Below are 20,157 nucleotides of genomic sequence, written 5' to 3' on the forward strand. Positions count from 1 at the left end.
CCGGTCGCTCACTCAACGTACTGACGATGATTAATGTCCTAAGACAAAAACCTTCCTCTGATACTTCGTGTGAGACTCTTGATACTTTTGCTATTCCGGCTCAAAGAACCGGCCGCACTCGCATCAAGCGCCCACACTTATCGGCTGTTAGTTTTTAAAGAGCACATCGCAGAACAGAACCACTTCACTTCCGTCTTGCGTCGCTGCATCAGCAGCAGAGAAACGAGATTATGAACAACGTTTTGAAGTCTGTCAACAAGAAATTCGAACTTTCTTTCTCGCCAACCGCGCTCGAAGCATTCAACCACCTGCTCCACAACGCCCCTTCAAACCGCCTTTCCCGCTCCCTTCGCGTTCATCGAATCGCGAAGGAACGGAATTCTAGTTAGCCGCCTCGAGAAGCGCAAGGGGACATTGCAAAAAATCGTGCGCGTCTGTTCAAGCCTCCCGTCCCCTGCCCCGGCGTTACCCAAACGGCCAGCGGTAAAAGCCGCGGCGGAGCGACTACAATCAAAGGTTCACCGCACTAACTCATTCCAGTACCGATATGCGCTCGCGAATCGCCAAACGTATTCCCCCAGACGCCGACAAGCTCGTCAGCCTCTCCCTCGCGCTCTTCGCGTCCGGCAGCCGCGTCGAGGATCGCTTCTGGGAAGCCCGCCTCGACACGCTCATCGCCAAGCTCGTGCGCAACGGCAATCAGACCACGCTCGATGCCGCGCTCGATCACCTTCAGCAGAATCATCCCGACGCGTATGGCGCACTCGCCGACATGGCCGAGACGCACAGCGAGTCGTTCTCCATCGACATCGACGGCACGCCCCACGAAGCGCTCCTGATCGCAGCCCCGGTGCTTGCCTGGACGCGCTATGCCATTCCGTCGGGCGCGCTCAAGGGCGATGCCGTCGACGCCCTGCGCACGCAAATGCAGGCGCACATTCTCGCCGCGGACGTGCGCGTCGCCGTGGCGCCCTATCTGTACAGCATCGACCAGTTGCCGCGCCATCATGTCGACACGGCCCGGCTCGCGCAGCAACTGCTGCAAGGCGCCCTGGGCGGCGCGACCATCCGGTTGAACCTTGCCGATCTTCCCGAAACCTCCCCGATCCTGGCCGATCCGCGCTTTCTGCTCGCGTTGCTCGTGGTGCCGTCGGGTGCCGCATTCTTTCGCTGGCAGGAAGACGATAACGGTAGCCGGGTCGAACGAGGACAATGCCTCGAACAGTGGACGACGCAAGGTGGTCCGAGCTTCGCCACCATTCTTCCGGGCTGCGAATTCGAGTGCTTGCTGCCTGATGCCTACTATTCGGCCTGCCGCGATGCCGACGAGCAAGTTCGCCCGCATACCGTGCGCACCGCCGTCCGCTATCTTTTCGATACGCTCGGGACCGCGCCGCAGGATCTGCGCGCGGTCATCGCCGGGTTTGGCGAGCGACGCATCGACGAGTACCGCATCGGTTTCACGCGTCGTGGCAGCAATGACGTGATTTATGGTGTGGTCTGGCCGCTATATGGCCGCGAGAACGGCGAACTCGGCATGGAAGACGACACCGCCGAACTCGAAGGCGCGAACGGTCCGGTCGAGGAGATCGTCGAGTTGCTGAAGAAGGCGGGCGTGACGGACGTGCGCCGTCATGCCGGGCGCTTCGAGCCCGAGTTCTGCGACGACTGCGGCGTGCCGCTCTACGCAGACCCGCTCGGCGAGATCGTTCACGCCGAGATGCCCGAGGACGCCGAACCCGCGCAGCCTCACTTCCACTGACGCCAAGCAACTGAAAAAGCTCAACAAACCCCGCCCTGTGCGGGGTTTTGTGTATTTATGCCTATGCCATTCGGATAGGGGGCGGAACGGCCCGGAATTTGTCAATATTGCCGAAACGCCTGCGATATCGGCGACAACAAACCCGGCGCGGAGGCGCGTACGGGGCATTTTTGACACGAGGTCAAGCATGAATATCAATATCATCGGTTCCGACGCAGAACGCCGCGCGGGCCTCAAAACCTTGCTGCGCCGTATCGCTCGTCAAGCGCAGTTCAACGAGGCGAAGGACTGGAGACAAGCTCGTTCGCTACTGCTGCGCACCAGCCCTGACATGATCATGATCGACTGGACATCGGACCTGCGCGCCTACGACTTGCAGGCCATCCTGGACGAAGTCCCGCGCGTGCCCGCCGCCGTGATGATCGACCGGTGCAGTGCGGCGCTCGTGTACTCGCTGATGAACGCCGGCGCCATGGGCATCGTGCCGCGGGCGCTCGACCCCGCGCTGATCCTGCGCGCGCTCGAGATGGTGCTGATGGGCGGCCACTACATCCCCGCAGATATCGTCGATCCCGATCTCACTCGCGAAATCGCGGCGCGGCGCGCACAAGTGGTCGAGAAACAGTTGCTCAAGGTCCGGCACCATCCCACCTTGTCGCCGCGACAGCAGCAGATCATGCGCTGCGTCCATATGGGAAGCACCAACAAGATGATCGCCAAGACGCTGGGCATCAGCGAGGGCACTGTGAAAATTCACCTTGCAAGCATCTTCCAGCAACTCGGCGCAAGCAATCGCGCGGCGGCCGTCGCCATTTACAACGGCGTGCAGAACCCGCACCTCGCCATTCTGCGCGACCTCGGCGAGCAGCCCATGCCCGTTGTGACCGGTGAACCCGGCATCATCCCGTTGCGGCGCTCGCGCAAACGTTATCCTTCAATGACTGACCTCGATCCAGCCTCGCTGCCCATGGCCGCGGAGCCGCGATCGCCGTTCTAGGAAAAAAGCGTGCAAACGGGTCCGTCCTTTGCGCACACGTTTCACGCGCAACGAGTAATATGCAAGACATGGGGTTCTTCTACACACCGCTACCGCTGTGGCTGACGGTTGGCAGCTGGGTCGCCGCCGCTGGTCTGATCGCGCTTGCCGTCCTGCAGCGTCCGTTCACGCGTCTGCAGGACGCCACGCTACAGCACGTCTGGCTCGGCACCATCGTGGCCGTTACGGTGCTATGGGCCTGCAACGCGTGGTTCGACGACGGCCCCGTGATCCATCTGCTCGGCGCGACCCTCATGGTCACGTTGTTCGACTGGCGGCTCGCGCTGATCGGCACGGCGGCAACCACTGGCCTCGCCGCCGTCGTGCTCGACGCCTCATGGCTCAACGTCGCGACCACCTATCTGCTGTTCGGCGCATTGCCCGTGGGCGTATCCACGCTGCTTCATCGCTTGAGCAATGCATGGCTGCCGCGCAACCTCTTCACGTTCATTGCGGGTCATGGGTTCATCACGTCGGGTGCAGCGGTCGCCGCCGCATGCGGCGCCACCGTGCTGCTCGAGATGGCGCTGGCCACCGGTCCCTTTGTCGTACCCGCCGCGTTCATGCGCGGCTCCTTCCTGCTCGGCGCGGGCGAGGCCCTCTTCACCGGCCTGCTCACCATCCTCATTACGGTCTACAAGCCCGCCTGGATCACCACGTATGACGTGCGCCGCTATCGGCTGGATCGCGGTCCGCGCGTCTGAGGTTCGTCGCCGTCTTCTTCATTGAGCTTTTTCATTGAGCTTTTTCACTGAGCTCGAGCTTGCTTGCGTACGGTCTGGTTCGCTCCATTTCAGACCGCTCATGATGGGAACGCGCGCAAAGTACGATAAGATTGAACTCCTTCCCCACACGGCGCATCTTACTTGGCCGTGTCTTCTTAGCGTCTGACCTGATGGATAGTAACTACGCACCGCGCCGGCTGCTGCGGCTCGTCGGCCGGTTGACGGTATGCGTGTCGTTGGCATGCGGGGTGTCCGCCTTTGCCGATACGCTCGACGAACGCAATGAGTTGATTCACCACTTCGTCATCGACTTCAACGCCAATCCGCTCGTGGCGGACTGCGCCGCGCACGGCAACTTCATCGCCAGCACGTCCACTGCGTTCGACCACGTCGAGTTCCCTCCCGAGTCGTTTGATGCCTCGCACTCCGGCATCGAGCCGTGGAACGATTCCTTCGACGAGAAGAAGCAGCGCATCAAGGTGGACAACGTCGTGACGGTCGAAGGTCAGGGCATGCCGAAGAGCGACGAACGCAACCCCACACCATTGAAGTTCCGGTGCGGGTATGTCGGCAGCCAGTTGCTGGCGTTCGGCTGGAACGATCCCGTGCCGCCGCTGCGTCCGCAATCGCACGCCACGCGCAGCACCAAGTCCAAGCACGGCGCCAAGACCAAGTCATCGGGCAAGAAGAGCACGTCGAAGACGAAGTCGACCAGGAAAAGCAGCAAGAAGCACTAGGCTGCATTGCCGGCAACCGAAGCCCAAGTCAAACGAACAGGGCGTGGTCATGCGATATGACCACGCCCTGTTGCGTATGAACCCACAAGCACACCTTATCCCGCAAACGCCTACACATGCCACAGGATGGCCTGCAACATCGACGCACCCAGCGCCGCGCTGCGCGCGCCACTCCAGCCCACGCTCTCGTCCGGCAGATTGGCGTTGTCCTTGAACGGCATCTCGAGCGTCAGTGAAAGACACCCGTACTCGTTGCCGATGTACTTCGACGCCAGCTTGAGTGCATCCGTCTGATACTTGCTGGCCTCATAGCCATGGACGTCCTGGAAATCCGGGCTCGCCTGCTTGAGGAACTGCACGAAGGCTTTCTGCTCCGCTGCCTGCCGTTCGGTGAAGCCGGGCAGCATCTCGGACCCCGCGACGAACACATACGGAATGGCCTCGTCGCCGTGGATGTCGAAGAACATGTCGCAGCCCATCTCCGCGATCGCCTCGCGCACGGCCAGCACTTCGGGACTGCGCTCGGCGCTCGGCTCCATCCACTCGCGGTTCAGATTCGCGCCCGCCGCGTTGGTGCGCAGGTTGCCGAGCACACTGCCGTCCGGATTCATGTTCGGCACGATATGGAAGATGGCCCGCTCGAACAGCGCGCGCGCCACCGGATCGCCCGACCAGTCGCCGAAGCCCGCCAGCCGCTTGACGAGCCCTTCGACGAACCATTCGGCCATGGTCTCGCCCGGATGCTGGCGCGCGATGATCCAGATGGTCTTCTTCGGCGGCGCATCGCCGAAATCGGGGATGCCGAGCGAGAGTATCGACATCGGCCGGCCCTGCACCGAACTGCCGATCTCCGTCAGCGTCGCGAGCGGCATCTGCTGGACCGCGCCGAGGAATTCGGAATGACGCTCCTCGCTGTACGGCTCGAAATACGCGTAATAGATGCGGTCGAAGTCGGGCGTGTGATCGATCGTCATCACCTTCCCGTCGTACTCCGTCGACACGCGGAACCAGTTCACGCGGTCATAGCTCGCGACCGCTTCGTAGTCACGCCAGCCTTCCGGAAACGCGCACTGTGCCGCGTTCTCGAAGGTCATCACGAGACGCTCGCCACGCGCGCCCGACACCCGGAAGTAGAACCACTGCGCGAAGTCCGCCTGCGTGTCCGGACGAATGCGCAGGCGAATGTCGGCGGGGTCGTCGGCGTTCAGGACGTCGATCGCGCCCGCGTCGAAGTTGCTCGAGATGAAGATGCTCATGGTGGTGTCCTTTTGCTATCGTGTTCGCGTCGTTGCGGGCGTCGGGCTCAGTCCGCGATGCGCCGGCGAAACACATAAGTCGAATCGTTCGATGCCTTCGCGTCGAACGCGTAGCCTTCGCTGTCGAAATCCTTGAGCGCTTCGGGCTGGTCGATACGGTTCTCCACCGCATAACGCGCCATCAGGCCGCGCGCGCGCTTCGCGTGAAAGCTGATGATCTTGTAGCGGCCGCCCTTCCAGTCCTCGAACACGGGCGAGACCACCGGCGCGGCCAGTTGCTTCGGCTTGACCGACTTGAAATACTCGCCCGACGCGCAATTCACCAGCACGCGCGCGCCGCGCTGCTTGTGCAGCTGCTCGTTGAGCGCGGCCGTAATGCGTTCGCCCCAGAAGGCGTAGAGATCCTTGCCGCGCGCATTGGGAAACTTCGTGCCCATTTCGAGCCGGTATGGCTGGAGCAAATCGAGCGGCCGCAGCAGCCCGTACAGACCCGACAGCACGCGCACGTGATTCTGTGCGAAGTCGAGGTCGCTCGCGGACAGGCTCCTGGCGGCGAAACCTTCGTACACATCGCCATTGAAGGCGAGCACGGCCTGCTTCGAATTGTGCGTATCGAAGGTGGTCGACCACTCCGCGAAACGCTGGAAATTCAGGGCGGCGAGCGGGTCGGAGATGCTCATCATGCCGCCGATCTCCTGCGGCGACAGCTTGCGCAGGCCGTGAATCAGTTCGGCGGCGTCATCGACGAATTGCGGCAACGTGTGTTTGCGGACGTGAGGCGGCGTCTCGTAGTCGAGCGATTTGGCAGGCGAGAGAACGATTATCATGGAGGCTCGCCGGCACGCCGCCGGCGATCATAGGCATAAACCCCAGATTGTATCGAATGGACCATTCCGCCGCGCCGCTGCCGCAGTTGTCGCAGTCAACGCCGCCGTTATCGCCGCCGTCGCCGCTGCGCGTCGTGCTCGATTCGAACGTATGGATCGACATCCTCGTGTTCGACGACCCCGCCACGCGCCCGATCCACGCGGCCCTCGAAGCCCGCACGCTCGAAGCGCTGATCGACCGGCGCTGTCTCAGGGAACTCACGCACGTGCTCGACTATCCGCAGTTCGTGCGCATGGAAGTGAACGCGGCGACGGCGCTCGCGACCGTTGCGCGCCTGGCGACGCTCGTCGAAACGAACCTGGCCGAAGACGCGCCCCCGCTGCCCAAGTGCAAGGACCGCGACGACCAGAAGTTCCTCGAACTCGCGCATGCGTCCGGTGCGCACTGGCTCGTCTCGAAGGATCGGGCGGTGCTGAAGCTCGCGCGCCGCGTGGCACGCGATTTCGGCTTCCGAATCGCGGAACCCAGGCCGTTCGTCCAGGAACTCGAAGCAGCCGCGGCCATTGGCTGACATAGACTGACGCTGCACTAAAATAGCGTGCACACGCGCTTCACAGTGCTTTCCGCATCTGCATTCCATATCGCGACCTACCCGCCGACATGACCATGAACGCCACGCACGAACTGCCGCCCGCTTCACCCGATGCCTTCCCGTCGCGCCTGCCCAACGTGGGCACGACCATCTTCACCGTGATGAGCGCGCTCGCGACGCAGAAAGGCGCGGTGAATCTCGGTCAGGGTTTCCCCGATTTCGATTGCGACGCACGCATCGTCGACGCCGTGGCCGACGCCATGCGTCAGGGTCACAACCAATATCCGCCGATGGCTGGCGCGGCGCCGCTGCGCCAGGCGATTGCCCGCAAGATCGAAGCGCTCTACGGCCGCGCCTACGACGCCGACCGTGAAATCACGGTGACCGCGGGCGCGACGCAGGCGCTGCTGACGGCTGTGCTGTGCTGCGTGCATCCGGGCGATGAAGTCGTGGTGATCGAGCCGATGTACGACAGCTACGTGCCGTCGATCGAACTCGCGGGCGGCAAGCCGGTGTTCGTGTCGCTGGAGGCGCCCGACTATGCGCTGCCGTTCGACAAGATCGCCGCCGCGATCACGCCGAAGACGCGCCTGCTCATGATCAACACGCCGCACAATCCGACCGGCCGCGTCTGGCGCGCCGAGGACATGCGCAAGCTGGAAGACATCGTGCGCGGCACCAACGTGCTGATCGTGTCCGACGAAGTCTACGAGCACATGGTCTACGACGGCGCGCCGCACGAAAGCGTTGCGCGCTATCCGGAGCTGGCCAAGCGCAGCTTCGTCGTGTCGAGCTTCGGCAAGACCTTTCACGTGACAGGCTGGAAGATCGGCTATGTGGCGGCGCCCGCCGCACTGACCGCCGAGTTCCGCAAGGTGCATCAGTTCAACGTGTTCACGGTCAACACGCCGATGCAGATCGGCCTCGCGCATTATCTCGAAGACCCGAAGCCCTACCTCAAACTGCCCGCTTTCTATCAGCAAAAGCGCGACTTCTTCCGCGCCGGCCTGGCGAACTCGCGCTTCTCGCTGCTGCCTTGCGACGGCACCTATTTCCAGTGCGTCGACTATTCGAAAATCAGCGACCTGCCCGAAGCCGAGTTCGCGCAATGGCTCACGAGCGAGATCGGCGTGGCCGCGATTCCGGTGTCGGCGTTCTATCACGAGAGCCATGAATCGGGCGTCGTGCGCTTCTGCTTCGCCAAGAAGGAAGAGACGCTCGCGCTTGCGCTCGAACGGCTCGCCCGGCTCTAACAAGGGCGCGCGGTCCGCCGCGCGCCGCTGAACGGCTCGCCCGGCGCGGCGCCGCGCGGGTCTGTGTGGTCCACTTCCGAAGGAGCCGAACCGCATCATGAGTCAACCCGAATACCGCATCGAGACGCTCGGCATTGTCGGCAGCGGCGCGATGGGACGCGGCATCGCGCAGATCGCCGCGCTCGGCGGCCTGAACGTGCTGCTCCACGATACGAATCCGCAGGCACTCGCCGCCGCGCGTGCCTATCTGTCCGATACCTTCGCTCGCCTGAGCGCCAAGGGCAAGCTCAAGGAAGCCGACGCACACGCGGCGCTCGCGCGCATCCGCGAGGCCCATGATGTACGCGAACTTGCTGGCTGCGACGCCGTCATCGAGGCGATCGTCGAGAATCTCGACATCAAGCGCGGGCTGTTCCGCGAACTCGAAGCCGTCGTCGGCGAGCGCTGCATTTTGGCGTCCAACACGTCTTCGCTGTCCATTACCGCGATCGCCGCGGGCTGCGCGCATCCGCAACGCGTCGCGGGCTTCCACTTCTTCAATCCGGTGCCGCTGATGCGCGTCGTGGAAGTGATCGACGGCCTGCGCGGCGACGCCCAGGCCGGCGATGCGCTGATGGCGCTCGCGCGCCGCATGGGTCACACGCCGGTGCGCGCGAAGGACATGCCGGGCTTCATCGTCAATCACGCCGGGCGCGGCATGAACACCGAAGGCCTGCGCGTGGCAAGTGAAGGCGTCGCGAGCTTCGCGACCATCGACCGCATCATGCGCGAGCAGGCGGGCTTCCGGCTCGGACCGTTCGAACTGCTCGATCTCACCGCGCTCGATGTGTCGCATCCGGTGATGGAGTCGATCTACCACCAGTTCTACGAGGAACCGCGCTTTCGGCCGTCGCCGATCACGGCCACGCGGCTCGCGGGCGGACTGGTCGGACGCAAGACGGGCGAAGGCTTTTACCGTTATGTCGACGGCAAGCCCGAGGTGCCGCCCGAAGCCGCCGCGCCCACGCGCCTGCCCACCCGGGTGTGGATCAGCCGCGCATGGCCCGCCGGGCGCGAGCAGGTGCTGAAGCTGATCGCGCGCTGCGACTGCTCGGTGCATCTCGACACCGGTCATACCCCGGCGCCCGACTCGCTGATCGTCGTCACGCCGCTTGGTGTGGATGCCACCACCACCGCCATCAACGAACATCTCGACGCCACGCGCGTCGTCGCCGTCGATACGCTGTTCCCGCTCGACACCGTCGCGCGCCGCACCGTCATGACGACGCCCGCCACCACGCCCGCGATGCGCGACGCCGCTCACGCGCTGTTCGCCGTCGATGGCGTGCCGGTCAGCGTGATCCGCGACTCGACCGGTTTCGTGGCGCAACGCGTCGTCGCGACCATCGTGAACATCGGCTGCGACATCGCGCAACAGGGCATCGCGACGCCCGAGGACATCGATCTCGCGGTGACGCTCGGGCTCGGCTATCCGCACGGTCCGCTCGCGCTCGGCGACACGCTCGGCGCGCATACCGTGCTCACGATCCTGCGCAACATCCACAGCGTGCTGGGCGATCCGCGCTACCGCCCTTCCCCGTGGCTCACGCGGCGCGCCCAGCTTGGACTTCCGCTTACCCATATCGAGGAGCTCGGATGAGCGCCGAACTACTGACATCCCGGCCGGCCGGCAGCGATACCACGCTGGTGCTGAAGCTCTCCAATCCGGGCGCGCGCAATGCCTTGCATCCGGACATGTACGCGGCGGGCATCGAGGCATTGAACGCTGCCGAACGCGATGCGAGCGTGCGTGCCATCGTGCTGACCGGCGCGGACAACTTCTTCTGCGCGGGCGGCAATCTGAACCGTCTGCTCGAGAACCGCGCGAAGGATCCGTCGGTGCAGGCCGAAAGCATCGACTTGCTGGCCGAATGGATCAGCGCGCTGCGCGCGTCGACCAAGCCGGTGATCGCGGCCGTGGAAGGTGCGGCGGCCGGCGCGGGCTTTTCGCTGGCGCTCGCGTGCGACCTGATCGTCGCCGCCGACGACGCGCGCTTCGTCATGTCCTATGCACGTGTCGGCCTGACGCCGGACGGCGGCGCATCGTGGTTCCTGGCGCGCGCGTTGCCGCGCACGCTCGCAAGCGAAGTGCTGCTCGAAGCGAAGCCGATCGGCGCCGTGCGGCTGCATGACGTGGGCGTGGTCAACCGGCTGACGAAGAAAGGCATTGCACTCGATGCCGCCATCGCCTGGGCCGACGATCTCGGCAGCGTCTCGCCGAAAGCGCTGGCGCGCATCAAAGCGCTGATCGGCGCCGCCGAGACGCAAGGGCTGCCCGCGCATCTCGACATGGAACGCGACAGTTTTGTCGATGCGCTTCATCACGGCGACGCGCTCGAAGGCATCACCGCGTTCCTCGACAAGCGCCAGCCGAACTACCGCTGAACGATGGCCCACTACGAGCTGCCACGGCGGCGCCGCATCTTCCTGATGCGTCACGGCGACGTCACCTACTTCGACGACAGCGGCCGCGCGATAGATCCGGAAAGCGTGCCGCTCAATGAACGCGGACGCGAGGAAGCCCGTGCGGCGGGCCGCGCATTCGCCGCGCAGCAGGTGCGTTTCGACCGGGTGATCGTGAGCGGGCTGCCGCGTACGGTCGAGACCGCCCAACGCGTGCTCGCGGAAACCGGCCAGCAGATCGCTATCGAAACCTGGCCCGACTGGCAGGAGATTCGCGGCGGCAAACTGAAGGACCTGACCACCGCCGATATCGAGCGGGCGTTTCTCTCGGTGTTCGATGGCGTCGTGCCCGAAGACACGCAGTTCCTCGGGGGCGAAACCATCGGCCAGTTGCTGGATCGCGCGCTGCCCGCCGTCGCGCGACTGCGCGCGGATCCCTCGTGGGACACGGTGCTGCTCGTCTTGCACGGCGGCGTCAATCGCGCGCTGCTGTCACACGCGATCACGGCCGGCGGACGCGCGTTCTTCGGGCATCTGTCGCAGGCAACGGGCTGCATCAACGCGCTCGATGTCGGCGAGAAGGCCGGCGACTGGGTCGTGCATGCGATCAATCACGCGCCGCCATCGCCGCTGCACGCCGACGTGCGCAACACGACGATGGAACTGCTCTACGCTCAATTCATCCGCTACAAGGCCGACGACATGACCTGACGGCGCCGCGCAACCCGGAGGAGACGATGCAGGATTACTCCGCGTTCGAGGGAACGCGTCCCGTGCAGGAACAGCAGCGCTTCGACACCGGCGCGCTCGCCGCGTGGCTCGCAGCGCACGTTGATGGCTTCGACGGCCCGCTCACGGTCGAGCAGTTCGCGGGCGGGCAGTCCAATCCCACCTTCAAGCTCATCACGCCCCAACGCAGCTATGTGATGCGTACGAAGCCGGGGCCAGCGGCGAAGCTGCTGCCGTCGGCGCATGCGATCGAGCGGGAATACCGCGTGATGGACGCCCTCGCCGCGACCGACGTGCCCGTTGCACGCATGCTCGCGCTGTGCGAGGACGAAAGCGTGATGGGCCGCGCGTTCTATGTGATGGCCTATGTCGAAGGCCGCGTGTTGTGGGATCCGTCGCTGCCGGGTCTGTCGCGCGAGGCGCGCGGCGCGATCTACGACGAGATGAACCGCGTGATCGCCGCACTGCATGCGGTGGATGTCGACACCGCCGGACTGTCCGCTTATGGCAAGCCGGGCAATTACTTCGAACGGCAGATCGGACGCTGGAGCAAGCAGTATCTCGCTTCGCAGACCGGCGAGATCGACGCGATGAACCGCCTGATCGACTGGCTGCCGCAACACGTGCCACACACCGTGAAACCGCACGTGAGCGTGGTGCACGGCGACTTCCGCCTCGACAACCTGATCTTTCACGCGACCGAACCGCGCGTGCTCGCGGTGCTCGACTGGGAACTCTCGACGCTCGGCGATCCGCTCGCCGATTTCGCCTATCACTGCATGGCGTGGCATGTGGACCCGTCGCAGTTTCGCGGCATCGCGGGACTCGACTGGGCCGCGCTCGGCATTCCCGACGAAGACGCCTATGTGCAGCGCTACTGCGAACGCACCGGCTTCGCGATCGAAGGCGACTGGAACTTCTACCTCGCCTACAACATGTTCCGCATTGCCGCGATCCTGCAGGGCATCATGAAGCGCGTCGTCGATGGCACCGCCGCGAGCGCGCAGGCCATCGACGCTGGACAACGCGCCCGGCCAATGGCGGAACTCGCCTGGCAGTACGCGCAGAAAGTCGGCCGCTGACCAAACGGGAGACACCATCGATGAACTTCGATTACACGACCAAAGTGCAAGCGTTGCGCGAGACGTTGCTGGCCTTCTTCGACGCGCACATCTATCCGAACGAACGCGCTTACGCCGAGGAAGTCGCGGCGAATCGCGCGGCGGGCAATGCCTGGGTGCCGACGCGCCTGATCGAATCGCTCAAGGAACGTGCGCGCGCCGAGGGTCTGTGGAATCTGTTCCTGCCGTCGTCCGGACGCGGCGCGGGCCTCACGAATCTCGAATACGCGCCGCTGTGCGAAATCATGGGCCGCGTGCCGTGGGCGCCGGAAGTGTTCAATTGCAGCGCGCCCGATACCGGCAACATGGAAACCATCGAGCGCTACGGTTCCGACGCGCAGAAGGCCCAATGGCTGGGGCCGCTGTTGCGCGGCGAGATCCGCTCGGCGTTCCTGATGACCGAACCGGAAGTGGCTTCGTCGGATGCGACGAACATCCGGTGCAGCATCGTGCGCGACGGCGACAGCTATGTGATCGACGGTCACAAGTGGTGGTCGTCGGGTGCGGGCGATCCGCGCTGCAAGATCTATATCGTCATGGGCAAGACCGATCCCGATGCACCGAAACACGCACAGCAGTCGATGATTCTCGTGCCCGCCGATTCGCAAGGCGTCACCGTGCATCGGCCGCTGCACGTGTTCGGCTACGACGACGCGCCTCACGGCCACATGGACATCACGCTGGAAAGTGTGCGCGTGCCCGCCGGCAATCTGCTGCTCGGCGAAGGCCGCGGCTTCGAGATCGCGCAAGGACGGCTCGGACCCGGACGCATTCATCACTGCATGCGCCTGATCGGCCTGGCGGAACGCGCGCTCGAACTCATGACGAAACGCACGCTCGAACGCGTGGCCTTCGGCAAGCCCATCGCGCAACATGGCGTGACGCAGGAGCGCATCGCCGAGGCGCGCATCATGATCGAACAAGCTCGACTGTTGACGCTCAAGGCCGCCTTCATGATGGACACCGTCGGCAACAAGGGCGCGCGCGGCGAGATCGCGATGATCAAGGTGGTCGCGCCGAACGTGGCGTGCCAGGTCATCGACTGGGCCATACAGGCGCATGGCGCGGGTGGCGTCAGCGACGACTTTCCGCTCGCCTACGCGTATGCATCGGCGCGCACCTTGCGGCTTGCAGACGGCCCCGACGAAGTACATCGCAACGCCATCGCCAAGCTGGAGTTCGGCAAGCTCGCGTAGTCAGAACGCGTGGCGCGTGATGAATGCCGCGACGCATGCGGGTTTGTCGGCGCCTTCGCACTCCACCGTCACGCGCCATGTCACCTGCACGCCGCCCGGTTCGACTTCGCTCGCCTGCTCTACCTCGAAGCTCGCACGCAGCCGGCTACCCACGCGCACCGGCGACATGAAGCGCACACGGTTCAGCCCGTAGTTGACGCTGACGCGCGCGGCGAGCGGCACGCACTGCGCGAGCCACATCGGCACCAGCGACAGCGTGAGGAAACCATGCGCGATCGTGCCGCCGAATGGCGACTCGCGTGCGGCCCGGTCCGAATCGACGTGGATCCATTGATGGTCGTCCGTGGCGTCGGCGAAGCGGTTCACACGTGCCTGATCGATCAGGATCCATTCGCTCACATAGCGCGCGGTACCCGCTGCCGCGAACACGTCCGCTGCGCTCTTCAACGAGGCGACGCTCATGCGCCGGTCGCCGGCTGGCGCAGGCCGAAAAGCGCGGCGGAATCCACGGTCAGCACGAGGTCGCCGTGCTGGTTATGCGCTTCCCAGCGCGTCTGCACGATGCCGCGATCCGGCTTGCTCTTCGATACGCGCTTGTCGAGCACGCGCACCGTCAGCCGCACCGTGTCGCCGACGCGCACCGGCTTGAGCCAGCGAATGTTGTCGAGACCGGGCGAACCCATCGAGGTCGAATCGCCGACCATGTCGCGCACCAGGATGCCCATCATCGCGGCGCAGGTGTTCCAGCCGCTCGCGACCAGTCCGCCGAAGTGCGAGGCCTCGCCCGCCGCTTCGTTCAAATGGAACGGCTGCGCATCGTAACGCTCCGCAAAGCCGACGATCTCCTCGCGCGTGAAGGTATGCGCGCTCAGCACCACCGCGCTGCCGATATCGAAATCTTCATAGGCGTATTTCATGTCTGTCTCCTCGCTGCATGTCAGTCTTCGGTCATGGAGAACGCGCGCAACGAAGCGAAGCGCGCGAGATGATGATCGACATCGCCGAGCGTCGTCTCGATGATCGAGAGCCGCTTGAACCAGTGCGCCGCCGGTAGTTCGTGCGTCACGCCCATGCCGCCGTGCAGTTGCACCGCCTGTTGGCCGACGAAACGCGCGGCCTGTCCCACGCGCGCCTTCGCGGCGCTGATGGCCTGGGCGCGACGGTCAGCATCGTCGCTTTGAATATGCGCGGCCGCCAGATAGGTGATGGAACGCGCTTGTTCGATGTGGATCAGCATGTCCACCATGCGATGCTGCAACGCCTGGAAGCGCCCGATCGGCATGCCGAACTGCTGGCGTTCGCGGCTATAGGCGACGGTGGCGAGATGCAGCGCATCGAGCGCGCCGAGCGCTTCGGCGCAGAGCAGAAAGCACGCGTGGTCGGCGATCCGCTGGAGCGTCGCCGCGCCGGTCTCGCGGTTGCCGAGGCGCGTAGCGGTCGTGTGGTCGAAGACGAGGGTGGCGGCGCGCTGTCCGTCAATGGTGCGGTACTCCGTCATGCGCGCGTTCGCCGCCTCCTTCCCGACGATGAACAGCGCCACTTCACCATCCAGCCGCGCCGGAACGATCCAGTGATCGGCCTGCGCGCCGTGCTGCACCATCGACTTCGTGCCGGTGAGCGTGAAGGTGTCGCCGTCCACCGTGGCGACGGTGCGCAGGTCGAAGAGGTCGTAGCGCGCGTGCGGTTCGTTGAATGCAACCGCCAGCTTTATCTCGCCGCGACCCGCGCGTTCGAGCAACGCCGTCGCTGTCGCACTGCCCTCGCGCGCGCCGAGCCACAACGCCTCGATGCCGGCCGCCGTGGCCCAGTAAGGCTCGACCACCAACGCGCGCCCCAGCTCCTGCATCACCACGAGCATGTCCACGGGATTGCCGTCGAAACCACCCTGTGCCTCGGGCACCGGCAACGCGAGCACGCCCAGTTCGGCGAACGCGCGCCAGTGCCTGTCATCGACACCCGCCGCCGATGCCACGATTTTCTGCCGCGCATCGAACGGATATTCGCGGTCGAGATAACGGCGCAGCGCGTCGCGAAATTGCTGCTGTTCGTCGCTGAAAGTGAAGTCCATGCGCCGCTCCTCAGAGTCCCAGGATCATCTGCGCGATGATGTTCTTTTGAATCTCATTCGAGCCGCCGTAGATCGATGTCTTGCGGAAGTTGAAGTAGTACGCGGCGAGCGGCGCGGCATTGTCGTCGCCGGTGAGGCTGTGAGCGCGCTCGCCTTCGAGGAACGCGGGATCGAACGCGGCAGCCTGCGGGCCGATGGCCTCGACCATCAGTTCGGTCAACGCCTGCTGCACTTCCGTGCCCTTGATCTTCAGCATCGATGCCTCGGGCCCCGGCCCCTGCCCGCCCGCCTCGCTTGCGACCACGCGCTGGACCGTCACTTCGAGCGCCATCAACTCGATGTCGAGCGCAGCCACCTTGGCGGCGAACAACGGATCATGCAGCAGCGGCTTGCCGCCTTGCGTACGCTCCAGCGCCAGCCGCTTCAGGCACTGCAATTCACGTTTCGACTGCCCCACCCGCGCGATTCCCGTCCGCTCGTGACCGAGCAGATACTTCGCATACGTCCAGCCGCGGTTTTCATCGCCGACGCGGTTCGACACCGGCACCCGCACGTCCTCGAAGAAGACTTCGTTGACTTCGTGATCTTCGTCGAGCGTGATGATGGGGCGCACGGTCACGCCGGGCGCCTTCATGTCGATCAGCAGAAACGAGATGCCTTCCTGTTTCTTCGCGTCGGGGTCGGTGCGCACGAGGCAGAACATCATGTCGGCGTGCTGGGCGAGCGTGGTCCAGGTCTTCTGGCCGTTGACGATGTAGTGATCGCCGCGACGTTCCGCGCGTGTCCGCAGCGAAGCCAGGTCCGAACCCGCGCCGGGTTCCGAATAACCCTGGCACCACCAGTCGGTGCCATCGAGAATGCGCGGCAGGTAGTAAGCGCGCTGTTCGACGCTGCCGAATTTCATCAGCACCGGCGCGACCATCGACACACCGAACGGCAGCACCGAAGGGGCGCCCGCGCGGGCGCACTCTTCGTCCCAGATATGACGTTGGGTCACGCTCCAGCCGGGGCCGCCGTATTCAGTCGGCCACGCGACAGCCGACCAGCCGCGCGCGCCGAGCAGCCGGTGCCAGCTCGCGTAATCGTCGCGTGTCAGACGCTTGTGATGGAGGACTTTGTCGCGCAGCGTGCGCGGGAGGTTGGCTTCGAGCCAGGTGCGGATGTCGACGCGAAAGGCGTCGTCGGAAGGCGAGTAACTGAGGTCCATGCGCGCTTGTCTCCGGTCCCATGCAGAACCCGGCCGGAGTGGGCGCGTCTGCGCATCTCCGGTCCGCTGCAAAGTTCATGACCCGCATCCGGGCCATGGAGAACACCGCGCGCGATGCTTACTGCAGCGGCTCCTTCAGTGCGTCCGGAACAGGCAACGGCAATACGTCGATTCCTTCTTCGAGCAAGGCGTGCGCATCTTCGGGCGTCGTGACGCCGCGAATGTTGCGCGCCGGCGCCTCGTTGTAATGAATGCGCCGCGCTTCCTCGGCAAACCGCTCGCCCACGTTCTCGGTCTTCGATATCAGCTCGCGCATGAACTGCAACGCGCGGGCCTGTACTTCAGTAGCAGCGGGCGCGTTCACCGCCTTCTGCGCTACCTCACTCCGCGCCGACGACAGATTCAGACGCGGCGCAGACGGCATCCGGCTGACGTCAGTCGCCGAACACACCGGACAGGCGACCAGCTTGCGCGCCAGTTGCGACTCGAACTCCTCCGTGGAGGCGAACCAGCCTTCGAACCGGTGATCGTGCGCGCACTTTAAATCGAGGACCTTCATGCTATTCGGGCTTCATGGAGTGTAGCTCAGTTCACGGACTTTATGAACGAGCGTACTAAAACGAGGTGGAATCGAAAAATCATAACCGGATTGAGCCGGTCGTTCATTCTATCCGCTCGGCCAGCACGCTGCGTTGCACGGCCGGAAACGACACAGGCGGCCGATGGGCCGCCTGTGTCGTTTGAATCCGGAATCCGTGCCTTAATCCTGCGCTGGCTCGCCCGGCGGCCATTCACCCGAGCGGATCTTCTCCAGCCAGAACACGCCGATGATCGTCTTCACGTCGCTGATGCTGCCGTCCTTCACCCAGCGCATCAGTTGCGCTTCGTCGGCGATGAAGGTTTCGAGAAACTCACCTTCATCGAGCCGGGCATCACCTTCGACGAGACCGCGCGCCAGATAGATATCGATGAACTCCGTCGAATACGAGATCACCGGATGGATACGCGTCAGGAAGGTCCATTCGCGCGCCGTGTAGCCGGTCTCTTCCTGAAGCTCACGCTTCGCGCAGCTCAGCTCGCTCTCGTTCGGATCGAGCTTGCCCGCCGGGAATTCCAGCAGCACGCGTCCCACCGGATAACGAAACTGCCGTTCAAGCAGCACGCGGCCGTCGTCGAACACCGGCAGGATCATCACCGCGCCCGGATGCTCGACGAACTCGCGCGTCGCGTGCTTGCCGTCGGGCAATTCGACGGTGTCGCATTTGAGCGTCAGGAATTTGCCTTCGTGGAGCGTGACGCTGTCGACCTTCTTTTCGACAAGGCCTTCATCGCCAGCGGGAAAGGAACGTTGATCTGCCATCTGGAAACCTGTGCGTGGGAAGCGAACAGGCCGCTAACGGCATGAAGCCGTCAGCGGCGTTTGACGAGGTACTGGAACGTGAAGCCCGGAAAAGCGAACACCACGAACAGACTGAAGGTGATGGCATAGAACTGCCATCCCTGATCGAAACGGTTGCCGGCGCGCGCTTCGAGCATGAAGCCGAGCGCGCCGACGACGAAGTAGAGAACCACAAGCTCGCCGATCCGGATCCACGCGCTCTTCTTCGCGGCCTTGTGCCCCGCCGTTGCGGGCAGGGGCAGCGGCACGGCGGCGAAGAGGCGCTGATTCAGGAACGGCAGGTTGGCGCACACGAACGCCAACAACACGATGAACCAGCCCGCAGCCGACATTACAGCGACAGCGTATGCGAGATGGCCGTCAGGCAAGCCGACATCAGCGGACCCGGCACCAGGCCGAGCACCAGCACGGCGAGGCCGTTCAGCGTCAGCAGCGAGCGGTTGAGGCCGCCCGAGACGATCGGCGCGTGGTCTTCCGGCGCATCGAAGTACATCAGCTTCACGACGCGCAGGTAGTAGAACGCCCCCACCAGCGAAGTCAGCACGGCCAGCACGGCGAGCCAGGTCAGGCCGGCGTTCATCGTCGCTTCGAGCACGGCGAGCTTCGCGTAGAAGCCGACCGTCGGCGGAATGCCTGCCAGCGAGAACATCATGATCATCATGACGAACGCGAAGACCGGGCTGCGCTGGTTGAGACCCTTGAAGTCGTCGAGCATCTCGGCTTCGAAGTCGCGACGCGCCAGCAGCATGACCACGCCGAACGAACCGAGCGTCGTGATCAGATAGATGATGCTGTAGAACATCGCCGAGCTGTACGCGCCGGCAGCGCCCGTGAGCTTGCCGTCGACGACACCCGACAGCAGGCCGAGCAGCACGAAGCCCATGTTCGAGATGGCCGAGTACGCCAGCATCCGCTTGATGTTCTTCTGCACGATACCGGTGATATTGCCCACGATCAGCGAGAGCGCCGCGAGGATCACCAGCATTTCCTGCCAGTCCACGGCGAGCGGCAACAGCGCCATCACGAGGAAGCGCAGGCCCCACGCGAAGGCCGCGACCTTCGGGCCGCCGCCGGTGAGCATGGTCATGGCGGTCGGCGCGCCCTGGTAGACGTCGGGCACCCACATGTGGAACGGCACCGCGCCCATCTTGAAGGCCACGCCCGCCACGATGAAGATCACGCCGAACAGCAGGACCGCGTCGTTGATATGGCCGGAGGCCACCGCCTTCAGCACTTCGTTCAGTTCGAGCGAACCGGTCGCGCCGTACAGCATCGAGATGCCGTAGAGCAGGAAGCCGGAAGCGAGCGCGCCGAGCACGTAGTACTTCATGGCCGACTCGTTCGACTGCGGCGCATCCTTGCGCAGCGCGATGACCGCATACAGCGACAGCGACATCAGTTCGAGACCGAGATACAGCGTCAGGAAGTTGTTGCCCGAGATCATCACGCACTGGCCGAGCAGCGAGAACAGGCCGAGCAGGAAGAAGTCGCCGCGGAACAGGTCGCGGTCTTCGAGATACTTCTTCGAATAGATGATCGATACCGCGTAGCCCAGGCACACGACCGCCTTCATCGCGCTCGCGAACGGATCGACGATGTACATGCGCGTGAAGAAGTAATGCGGCGTCGGGTCGAGCGCCGTGAAGGCGAACCACACGCCGATGACGACCGTCGAGACGAGTGCGATCAGATAGGTCGTGCCGCGGCTCTTCGGTCCGAAGATCGTATCGTTCAGCCAGGCCACGACGACCGCGGCCATCAGGAGCGCGTCGGGCCAGAGAATGCTCATAGGGGCGTTTTGCATGA

21 protein-coding genes are annotated in these 20,157 nt (G+C 64.3%); 11 read left to right on the top strand and 10 right to left on the bottom strand.

All coding sequences use genetic code 11. The features are described from left to right. The first annotated feature begins 547 nt into the window (after positions 1–547). From QCE88_RS10695 to QCE88_RS10710, 4 genes are all read left to right on the top strand, one after another. Complete coding sequence (locus QCE88_RS10695; RefSeq protein ID WP_309901657.1) at positions 548–1,762, top strand: DUF2863 family protein; 1,215 nt, start codon at positions 548–550, stop codon at positions 1,760–1,762. A 187-nt stretch (positions 1,763–1,949) separates the two neighbouring features. After that, on the top strand, positions 1,950–2,759 hold the full coding sequence (locus QCE88_RS10700; protein ID WP_309903512.1) for a response regulator transcription factor: 810 nt from the start codon (positions 1,950–1,952) through the stop codon (positions 2,757–2,759). Positions 2,760–2,827: 68 nt separating this feature from the next. Continuing rightward, the gene (locus tag QCE88_RS10705) at positions 2,828–3,502 is read left to right on the top strand and encodes an energy-coupling factor ABC transporter permease (RefSeq protein WP_309903514.1); all 675 of its coding nucleotides are present in this window, start codon (positions 2,828–2,830) and stop codon (positions 3,500–3,502) included. Between the two features lie 191 nt (positions 3,503–3,693). Further along, a complete protein-coding gene (locus QCE88_RS10710) occupies positions 3,694–4,260 on the top strand; it encodes a BspC domain-containing protein (protein WP_309901659.1) in 567 nt (188 codons plus the stop codon). 110 nt (positions 4,261–4,370) lie between these two features. On the opposite strand, the gene QCE88_RS10715 is transcribed toward QCE88_RS10710, so the two are convergent. After that, on the bottom strand, positions 4,371–5,516 hold the full coding sequence (locus QCE88_RS10715; protein ID WP_309901661.1) for a M14-type cytosolic carboxypeptidase: 1,146 nt from the start codon (positions 5,514–5,516) through the stop codon (positions 4,371–4,373). A gap of 47 nt (positions 5,517–5,563) precedes the next feature. Further along, positions 5,564–6,343 (bottom strand): peroxide stress protein YaaA, encoded by a 780-nt coding sequence (yaaA, locus tag QCE88_RS10720; protein ID WP_309901663.1) that lies wholly within the window; start codon positions 6,341–6,343, stop codon positions 5,564–5,566. Between the two features lie 56 nt (positions 6,344–6,399). Here yaaA and QCE88_RS10725 point away from each other — a divergent pair, with 56 nt between their 5' ends. The 7 genes from QCE88_RS10725 (at position 6,400) to QCE88_RS10755 (ending at position 13,677) form a co-directional block, all read left to right on the top strand. Further along, complete coding sequence (locus QCE88_RS10725) at positions 6,400–6,915, top strand: putative toxin-antitoxin system toxin component, PIN family (RefSeq protein WP_309901666.1); 516 nt, start codon at positions 6,400–6,402, stop codon at positions 6,913–6,915. A 95-nt stretch (positions 6,916–7,010) separates the two neighbouring features. Next, on the top strand, positions 7,011–8,189 hold the full coding sequence (locus tag QCE88_RS10730; RefSeq protein ID WP_309901668.1) for a pyridoxal phosphate-dependent aminotransferase: 1,179 nt from the start codon (positions 7,011–7,013) through the stop codon (positions 8,187–8,189). A gap of 97 nt (positions 8,190–8,286) precedes the next feature. Next, positions 8,287–9,828, top strand: a complete 1,542-nt coding sequence (locus QCE88_RS10735; RefSeq protein ID WP_309901670.1) for a 3-hydroxyacyl-CoA dehydrogenase — start codon at positions 8,287–8,289, stop codon at positions 9,826–9,828. Next, positions 9,825–10,613, top strand: coding sequence for an oxepin-CoA hydrolase, alternative type (locus tag QCE88_RS10740; protein ID WP_309901672.1), 789 nt, complete (start codon positions 9,825–9,827; stop codon positions 10,611–10,613). Before QCE88_RS10735 ends, QCE88_RS10740 begins: the two co-directional genes overlap by 4 nt. A 3-nt stretch (positions 10,614–10,616) precedes the next feature. Beyond that, positions 10,617–11,342 carry a histidine phosphatase family protein gene (locus QCE88_RS10745; protein ID WP_309901674.1) on the top strand — a complete coding sequence of 242 codons (726 nt, stop codon included), beginning with the start codon at positions 10,617–10,619 and terminating at the stop codon, positions 11,340–11,342. A 26-nt stretch (positions 11,343–11,368) separates the two neighbouring features. Next, entirely contained in the window at positions 11,369–12,442 is a 1,074-nt protein-coding gene (locus tag QCE88_RS10750) for a phosphotransferase (protein ID WP_309901676.1), read from the top strand. Positions 12,443–12,462: 20 nt separating this feature from the next. Beyond that, complete coding sequence (locus QCE88_RS10755; RefSeq protein ID WP_309901678.1) at positions 12,463–13,677, top strand: acyl-CoA dehydrogenase family protein; 1,215 nt, start codon at positions 12,463–12,465, stop codon at positions 13,675–13,677. Here QCE88_RS10755 and QCE88_RS10760 read toward each other — a convergent pair whose 3' ends face one another. The 8 genes from QCE88_RS10760 to nuoN all read right to left on the bottom strand — a co-directional run bounded on the left by QCE88_RS10760 (position 13,678) and on the right by nuoN (position 20,155). After that, positions 13,678–14,139 carry a MaoC family dehydratase gene (locus tag QCE88_RS10760; protein ID WP_309901680.1) on the bottom strand — a complete coding sequence of 154 codons (462 nt, stop codon included), beginning with the start codon at positions 14,137–14,139 and terminating at the stop codon, positions 13,678–13,680. Next, positions 14,136–14,594: a MaoC family dehydratase gene (locus QCE88_RS10765; RefSeq protein ID WP_309901682.1), complete on the bottom strand. Its 459-nt coding sequence runs from the start codon at positions 14,592–14,594 to the stop codon at positions 14,136–14,138. Before QCE88_RS10765 ends, QCE88_RS10760 begins: the two co-directional genes overlap by 4 nt. A gap of 20 nt (positions 14,595–14,614) precedes the next feature. Further along, complete coding sequence (locus tag QCE88_RS10770) at positions 14,615–15,745, bottom strand: acyl-CoA dehydrogenase family protein (RefSeq protein ID WP_309901684.1); 1,131 nt, start codon at positions 15,743–15,745, stop codon at positions 14,615–14,617. A gap of 10 nt (positions 15,746–15,755) precedes the next feature. Then, the gene (locus QCE88_RS10775; protein ID WP_309901686.1) at positions 15,756–16,952 is read right to left on the bottom strand and encodes an acyl-CoA dehydrogenase family protein; all 1,197 of its coding nucleotides are present in this window, start codon (positions 16,950–16,952) and stop codon (positions 15,756–15,758) included. Positions 16,953–17,070: 118 nt separating this feature from the next. Then, the gene (locus QCE88_RS10780) at positions 17,071–17,511 is read right to left on the bottom strand and encodes a DUF1178 family protein (RefSeq protein WP_309901688.1); all 441 of its coding nucleotides are present in this window, start codon (positions 17,509–17,511) and stop codon (positions 17,071–17,073) included. 201 nt (positions 17,512–17,712) lie between these two features. Then, entirely contained in the window at positions 17,713–18,312 is a 600-nt protein-coding gene (locus QCE88_RS10785; protein ID WP_309901690.1) for an NUDIX hydrolase, read from the bottom strand. A gap of 50 nt (positions 18,313–18,362) precedes the next feature. After that, entirely contained in the window at positions 18,363–18,683 is a 321-nt protein-coding gene (locus tag QCE88_RS10790; RefSeq protein WP_309901692.1) for a DUF2818 family protein, read from the bottom strand. Continuing rightward, positions 18,683–20,155, bottom strand: a complete 1,473-nt coding sequence (gene nuoN, locus QCE88_RS10795) for an NADH-quinone oxidoreductase subunit NuoN (RefSeq protein ID WP_309901694.1) — start codon at positions 20,153–20,155, stop codon at positions 18,683–18,685. Before nuoN ends, QCE88_RS10790 begins: the two co-directional genes overlap by 1 nt. Between the last annotated feature and the right edge of the window lie 2 nt (positions 20,156–20,157).

Source organism: Caballeronia sp. LZ035 (assembly GCF_031451175.1).
Lineage (GTDB): Bacteria > Pseudomonadota > Gammaproteobacteria > Burkholderiales > Burkholderiaceae > Caballeronia.

Bases quoted from the DNA above. Each gene is read 5' to 3' on its own strand.
- QCE88_RS10725 (WP_309901666.1), top strand. From the start codon at position 6,400: ATGGACCATTCCGCCGCGCCGCTGCCGCAGTTGTCGCAGTCAACGCCG.
- QCE88_RS10710 (WP_309901659.1), top strand. From the start codon at position 3,694: ATGGATAGTAACTACGCACCGCGCCGGCTGCTGCGGCTCGTCGGCCGG.
- yaaA (WP_309901663.1), bottom strand. From the start codon at position 6,343: ATGATAATCGTTCTCTCGCCTGCCAAATCGCTCGACTACGAGACGCCG.
- QCE88_RS10790 (WP_309901692.1), bottom strand. From the start codon at position 18,683: ATGTCGGCTGCGGGCTGGTTCATCGTGTTGTTGGCGTTCGTGTGCGCC.
- QCE88_RS10785 (WP_309901690.1), bottom strand. From the start codon at position 18,312: ATGGCAGATCAACGTTCCTTTCCCGCTGGCGATGAAGGCCTTGTCGAA.
- QCE88_RS10715 (WP_309901661.1), bottom strand. From the start codon at position 5,516: ATGAGCATCTTCATCTCGAGCAACTTCGACGCGGGCGCGATCGACGTC.
- QCE88_RS10740 (WP_309901672.1), top strand. From the start codon at position 9,825: ATGAGCGCCGAACTACTGACATCCCGGCCGGCCGGCAGCGATACCACG.
- QCE88_RS10750 (WP_309901676.1), top strand. From the start codon at position 11,369: ATGCAGGATTACTCCGCGTTCGAGGGAACGCGTCCCGTGCAGGAACAG.
- QCE88_RS10770 (WP_309901684.1), bottom strand. From the start codon at position 15,745: ATGGACTTCACTTTCAGCGACGAACAGCAGCAATTTCGCGACGCGCTG.
- QCE88_RS10735 (WP_309901670.1), top strand. From the start codon at position 8,287: ATGAGTCAACCCGAATACCGCATCGAGACGCTCGGCATTGTCGGCAGC.
- QCE88_RS10700 (WP_309903512.1), top strand. From the start codon at position 1,950: ATGAATATCAATATCATCGGTTCCGACGCAGAACGCCGCGCGGGCCTC.
- QCE88_RS10780 (WP_309901688.1), bottom strand. From the start codon at position 17,511: ATGAAGGTCCTCGATTTAAAGTGCGCGCACGATCACCGGTTCGAAGGC.
- QCE88_RS10760 (WP_309901680.1), bottom strand. From the start codon at position 14,139: ATGAGCGTCGCCTCGTTGAAGAGCGCAGCGGACGTGTTCGCGGCAGCG.
- QCE88_RS10755 (WP_309901678.1), top strand. From the start codon at position 12,463: ATGAACTTCGATTACACGACCAAAGTGCAAGCGTTGCGCGAGACGTTG.
- QCE88_RS10730 (WP_309901668.1), top strand. From the start codon at position 7,011: ATGAACGCCACGCACGAACTGCCGCCCGCTTCACCCGATGCCTTCCCG.
- QCE88_RS10745 (WP_309901674.1), top strand. From the start codon at position 10,617: ATGGCCCACTACGAGCTGCCACGGCGGCGCCGCATCTTCCTGATGCGT.
- QCE88_RS10695 (WP_309901657.1), top strand. From the start codon at position 548: ATGCGCTCGCGAATCGCCAAACGTATTCCCCCAGACGCCGACAAGCTC.
- QCE88_RS10775 (WP_309901686.1), bottom strand. From the start codon at position 16,952: ATGGACCTCAGTTACTCGCCTTCCGACGACGCCTTTCGCGTCGACATC.
- nuoN (WP_309901694.1), bottom strand. From the start codon at position 20,155: ATGCAAAACGCCCCTATGAGCATTCTCTGGCCCGACGCGCTCCTGATG.
- QCE88_RS10705 (WP_309903514.1), top strand. From the start codon at position 2,828: ATGGGGTTCTTCTACACACCGCTACCGCTGTGGCTGACGGTTGGCAGC.
- QCE88_RS10765 (WP_309901682.1), bottom strand. From the start codon at position 14,594: ATGAAATACGCCTATGAAGATTTCGATATCGGCAGCGCGGTGGTGCTG.